This window comes from Microcoleus sp. PH2017_28_MFU_U_A (assembly GCF_020738035.1).
GTDB lineage: Bacteria > Cyanobacteriota > Cyanobacteriia > Cyanobacteriales > Microcoleaceae > Microcoleus.
The window spans coordinates 1-5,491 of sequence record NZ_JAEQCX010000203.1 but is presented as its reverse complement, the minus strand read 5'-3'; the positions used below and the strand labels follow the sequence as shown (position 1 = coordinate 5,491).

Sequence of the window (5,491 nt, the reverse complement as noted above, 5' to 3'; positions counted from 1 at the left end):
ATTGGCTGTGTAGGGAGTTTCTGCCTCACCGTCGTCGTCTAAGCCGATAATATGACCGTTTTCTCCCCGCACTACCTTGACTTCATACAGGGCACCACCACCAGATGCTGCACCGCCGCCTAAGAGTAGAGTATTGGGGTCAACAGTGCCGTCGGCGTTTCGCTTGAAGGTCATCGCCCCCAAGATGCCCGGTACGCCGTCCGGTCGATTTAAGTCGTAGGCGGCGTAGTTGTCTGCAAAGCGCGGGCCCACTACTACCCGATTGTCTGGAGTCATGTTACCCGGATTGGTAACGCGGCGAGTGCCAGTCCCGTCGGCATCCAGATACACGCTGCCCTTAACAGTGCCGGGGATGACGCTGCTAATTGACAAATCAAAACTTTGGATGTCCACCCCACCGCGACCGTCCTCGACTCGAACTCTCACTTTGTGAGTTCCGTTTTCTGGAGTTGCCCAAATAATTCTGCCGGTTTCTGAATCAATAATTGCACCGCTGGGCGCTTCTTCCAGCAAATAAGTGAGAGTATCCCCGTCAGTCTTTGTACAGGGCGAACAAACTCATGGTAGGCTGTCTATAACTTTTGAGAATAAGAAATTGCACTGAGCCAAGTATCAAGTTCAATATTGAGACTACTTAACCAGTGTGCCATTTTATCTTGTCCCAGAGCGTTCAAAATTAAGGTATCGTTTTGCTGTAAGAATGATTTATAATGCTTTTGATTCATCGAAATTTGTATAATTTCTCGATAGTCATTTCCGACTTCTTTAATAAGGTAATTGCCAAATTCAAAAAATGGAAGTTTAGGTTCAATATCAATTAAAAATTGATCGTATAGTTCTGGTAAAGCTCGTATCTTCAACATTAGGTAAACCCAAACAGTCTCTCCAGCAGTCGCAAAACAGTTCTCTGGATGAAATTTTAATAACTTTTGAAGAAGAGGTTTTGGAGCATCATCAAATCCCTCAGCAATGTCTACCAGAGATTGCTTTAGTAGTAGTTGAGTATATTCCATCTCAAGAGAGCAATCCTTTTTAAGAAAAGGATGACAACTTGACATTTCTACTCGAGCGTGAGGAATAGCCGTGTTAAAAAATGAAATCTCCCAAGATTCCGAGTAGTCAATTCCTTCAATAAGAAAAAGATGAGATTTAATACTCTTGAGTGAAGGGTGAATGCGTTCCCCTCTAAACTTTGTTATGTTTGAATATCCACTTACCTTGGTTTTGAAGAAAGTATGTATTCTGTCTAAAAACAGAGACTTTTCTTCTTGTGAAAGAACTTGAAAGAACTTAATAAAATTTGGACTTGCTGGTATTCTCATAATCCTGAAGAACGCTCAAGTGCTTTTGCAAGTAAAGTTGCTGTCACTGTCCAATTTATGCAGTTATGCCCAAATAAAGTATAGTCTTCTGCTGAAGGCAGCGATCTGACAGCAGCTTTCCATACAGCATACCGAAAAGCATCTAATTTGGCTACCCCAAACTTCAAGGCATTCCATGGAAGATTCACCTCGAAGTCAAATCGAGTTTGAAGTCCACCCGCAACAGCGCTAAAAGGATGAGAGACAGCCCCCCATCCATCAATAGCTCCAACATCAAACCTCTCAACCCGCCCAGAAATTCGAGGATACTTAGCGTACATAAAAGCGTGAACAGGCGCTCCACGAGTTACTATTTGTAAAGCAGAGAAAAGCTCATGATCTTTAACAGTAAAACGTTTAAGACCTTGAACCCTAACATTTTGCTGCTGGCTCTCAAGAGTATCTGAGATATTCTGTGCTGTGTTCACTTCTGCCAAGCTGGAGAAAAGACCGTTTGGATCAACAAAACTAACTGGATTGCTATTAGCATAGGCATATTTGTGCAGTGTTAAAGGTTCATTCAATTTACCCTCATAAGTATCCCGTCGAGTAAACCGCCCACTATCAGTATCGTAATACCGCTGCCTCAGATAATAATCCCCTAAATTAGGATCGAACTGCTCCCCAGCAAACAGATAATTATTAGCAGTACCGCCAGTCGATGCGATCGAATTCCCAAACGCATCATAGGCATAAGTATCAGTAACAGCACCCGACGCATTCGTCAACCCCCGCGTACTACCCAACCCATCAACCAAATAATACGAATCCGCATTTCCCCTCTCCTGAGAAATCAAATCCAACCCATAAACGTAACTAGCAGTCAAAGCATCATTTACATACTCGGACAATACTTGAGCATAATCCCGATTATTATCGACCAAATACTCAGTCGTCACCCCGTTAACAGTCTTGCTAACCCTCACCCCATCCGCATCGTAAGCATAACTAACCGACAAATTAGGACCAGTCACCCCAACCAAACGATTCTCTTTATTCCAGTTGTAAGTCACAGTCTCAACAACATTGCTCGCAGCATCCTTCTTAGTCCTTGTCTTCGTATTTCCATTGGCATCGTACCTGTACTCAACGCTACCAAGGCGCACGCCCTGAAGCCTTAATTCCTCCTTCAACAAACGGTCATTACCGTCATAGGTATAACTCGTCACCCCAGCAACAGAATCAGTCTTGGTCAACCGATTACCCACAGCATCGTAACCGTAACTAATCGTGCGGTTGCCATTAACCGGATCGGTAATTGTCTCTTGGGTCAACCGATACAAATCATCGTATTCGTACTCAACCTTCCGTCCGTTTTGTTCGGTAACAACCTTGCGATGTCCGACAGGATCTAGAGTATAATCGAACTTAGAAAAGACCGTTAAGAGCCGCTTGTATTCCAACAACTTCAACCGATTCAACTCATCGTAAGTCCTCACTTCCTCCACACCATTAGGCAATTCTGTTCTCGATAAATTCCCAGCAGCATCGTAGAAATACTTCGTTTCTGCCAAATCCGGATCGATAACTTTCTCCAAACGATTTTGCTCGTCATATCCGTAAGTCGTCACCCCACTCGGAGTCCTTATCTCAGTTCGATTTCCCGCAGCATCGTACTTGTATTCAATCGTCGCCCCGCTTGCCAAATAAGGGCCATCCGGGTCTTTTCTCGAAACCAAACGTCCGAGTTCGTCGTAATTAAAAGTTGTCGTACCTCGCGCATCAACAACAGTCTTAATCTGCCCGCTTTGAGTGTAAGTAAATGTTACCGGAGTTTCGCCACTACCGGGTGCAAACTGCTTGCTTGACAACCGATTTTTAGCATCGTAACCGTAGGTAATAGTATCCCCATTAAAATCAGTTACAGTCTTAACATTCCCCACCTCATCGTAAGTAGTAACCGACCTTTGAGTTAAAGGCAACTCAACAGCAACCCGACGGCCGTTTTTATCGTACTCAAAATCAGTCTGCTGGCTTTCAGCATCCTTCTGCCAAATCAACCGCCCTGCTTCATCGTAACCGTACTCAGTTCTCAGATTAATGGGATTAGTTCCCGACTGATTCAAAGTTTGCACTACCGCACTCAACCTACCTAAAGCATTGTACTCGTACTTGACTGTTTTACCAGCAGCATCAGTAGCAGAAATGCGCCGTCCCAAACTATCGTATTCAGTCTTAGCAGTCGGATTATCTAATTGATTGTTCGGAGTAGCATCAGGATAAATTGTCTTCACCAACCGCCCCAAATCATCGTACTCATAACGAGTCACCCTTCCCAAACCATCAACAGTCGCAACAGTCCTTCCTGCATTGTCGTATTCTGTTTTAGTTCGGGGATTGTTATCCAAATTTCCGGGAGTATCGTCGGGATAGATTACCTCCACCAATCGACCGTTATTATCGTACCGATATTCAGTCCGATTTCCTCTCTCGTCAATCTCAGCTTTAACGTCGCCGTTTTTGTAATACTCAGTCTTGCTTCTGGGATTATTCGACAAGAAAGCAGGCGAAGTATCGGGATAGATAACTTGCGTCCAGTCTATAGTAGCAAGAGATTGAGTCGGCACGATCGCACTTACCAACTGAGCTAAAGTATCCACTCCATCGGGATAAATCGTTTCCACCAAACGCCCCGCATCATCGTAATTGTAATGCGTTACCTGCTTGTCGGAGTCAATAGTAGCACGCAACCTTCCGCCCTTATCGTAAATGTTAATCGTTCGGGGATTGTCAGCGGGATTGCTGAGAGTATTGTCGGGATAAATCGTCTCGACCAACTGACCTTTACTATCGTAGCGGTAATCAGTCTTGTTGTTGCGGGCATCAATAACAGCAATTTGATTCCCGTTAGCATCGTACCTGTACTCGGTTACTTTATTCTCAGCATCAGTAACGAACCTGACTTTACCGTTACTATCGTAATCGGATTTAGTAACTAAAGTTTGCAATCCATTCGGAGTAGTTACAGTGCGAGTTTCAGTTTTGCGGTTGCCGCTGCTATCGTAGGTAAAGGTTGTTTGATTTGTATCAGCATCCTCAACTGAAAGTACATTTCCCGAAGCATCGTAGGTAAACTTAGTGATTTTGTTAGCAGCATCGGTAAGAGTAAGGAGATTTCCCCTCATGTCGTAACTAAACTTACTAACATTTCCCTTCGCATCCTTAGTCGTCAGCAAATTACCACTAGGAGAATAAGTATAACTCGCACTATTCCCCAGCGCATCAGTCTCAGTCAAAACCTGACCCCGACTGTTATAAGTCCACTGAGAAACATTCCCCAAAGCATCCTTCTCAGATAACTTATTCCCCTTAACATCATAAGTCCACTCAGTCTTCGACTTCACCTCAACCGAAACACCAGCAGCATTCAACTCCCTAGTAACAACAGTAGAAGTCAGAACATTATTATCCCCATCAAAAGTCCTATCGATCCTCTTCCCTAACGGGTCAATCTCAGTTAAAACATTCCCGCGACTGTCATAAACATAAGTAGTTTCCTTCCCAAAAACATCCTTAACCTTCTGAATCGAATTATTCGGATCGTAAACCAACTCCACCCTTTCCCCATTCCCATCAATCATCTGTTTCAAACGACCAGAATCATCATACCCAGTCTTCACCCCAGTCCTTCCCAACGAATCAATCACCTCAGTCAAAAAGTGAGGATTATTCGCAGCTTCATACTTAAAGCTAGTCGTATTACAACATCCCTCTCAAAAGTCACCGACTTACCCGTACTACTCTTAATCCCCGCATCGCTAAAAGATAGCTTATTCCCATTCGCATCTGTCGCAGTCAACAAATCCCCAGACTTCGCATCAATCTCGTAAACCAATCCTTCCTTGGTAGTCAACACATAAACACCGCCAAAAGCAGGATTTTCAGGATTAAAAGGCTGCCCGTTAACTCCGTAATACTCGCCGTACTCATTCCGTACTAAATTCGCATCCTTCACCGTCAAAGTCATCGTCGAACCCGAATGCGACTCAAAAGCCGGCTTGTACATCGCAGCCCCCGGCCCAGCCCCTCCTAAATACTGATTCAGATGATGCGAAGTCGGCTTAAAAGTAAAGGTTTCCCGCTTCCCACCCGGTAAAGTAATAAACACCTTAGTCTTGCTATCAAACGGT

3 protein-coding genes and 1 pseudogene are annotated in these 5,491 nt (G+C 44.2%); all 4 read right to left on the bottom strand.

Translation table 11 applies throughout. From position 1 onward, the window contains the following. A pseudogene (locus JGK14_RS33440) lies at positions 1–528 on the bottom strand (putative Ig domain-containing protein); the annotation flags it as partial. A 44-nt stretch (positions 529–572) separates the two neighbouring features. Then, on the bottom strand, positions 573–1,322 hold the full coding sequence (locus tag JGK14_RS33435; protein ID WP_325315988.1) for a hypothetical protein: 750 nt from the start codon (positions 1,320–1,322) through the stop codon (positions 573–575). Then, positions 1,319–5,008 carry an RHS repeat-associated core domain-containing protein gene (locus JGK14_RS33430; RefSeq protein ID WP_325315987.1) on the bottom strand — a complete coding sequence of 1,230 codons (3,690 nt, stop codon included), beginning with the start codon at positions 5,006–5,008 and terminating at the stop codon, positions 1,319–1,321. The genes JGK14_RS33435 and JGK14_RS33430 overlap by 4 nt, the downstream gene beginning before the upstream one ends. A 5-nt stretch (positions 5,009–5,013) precedes the next feature. After that, a partial coding sequence (locus JGK14_RS33425; RefSeq protein WP_325315986.1) for a hypothetical protein occupies positions 5,014–5,491 on the bottom strand: 478 nt, incomplete at its 5' end.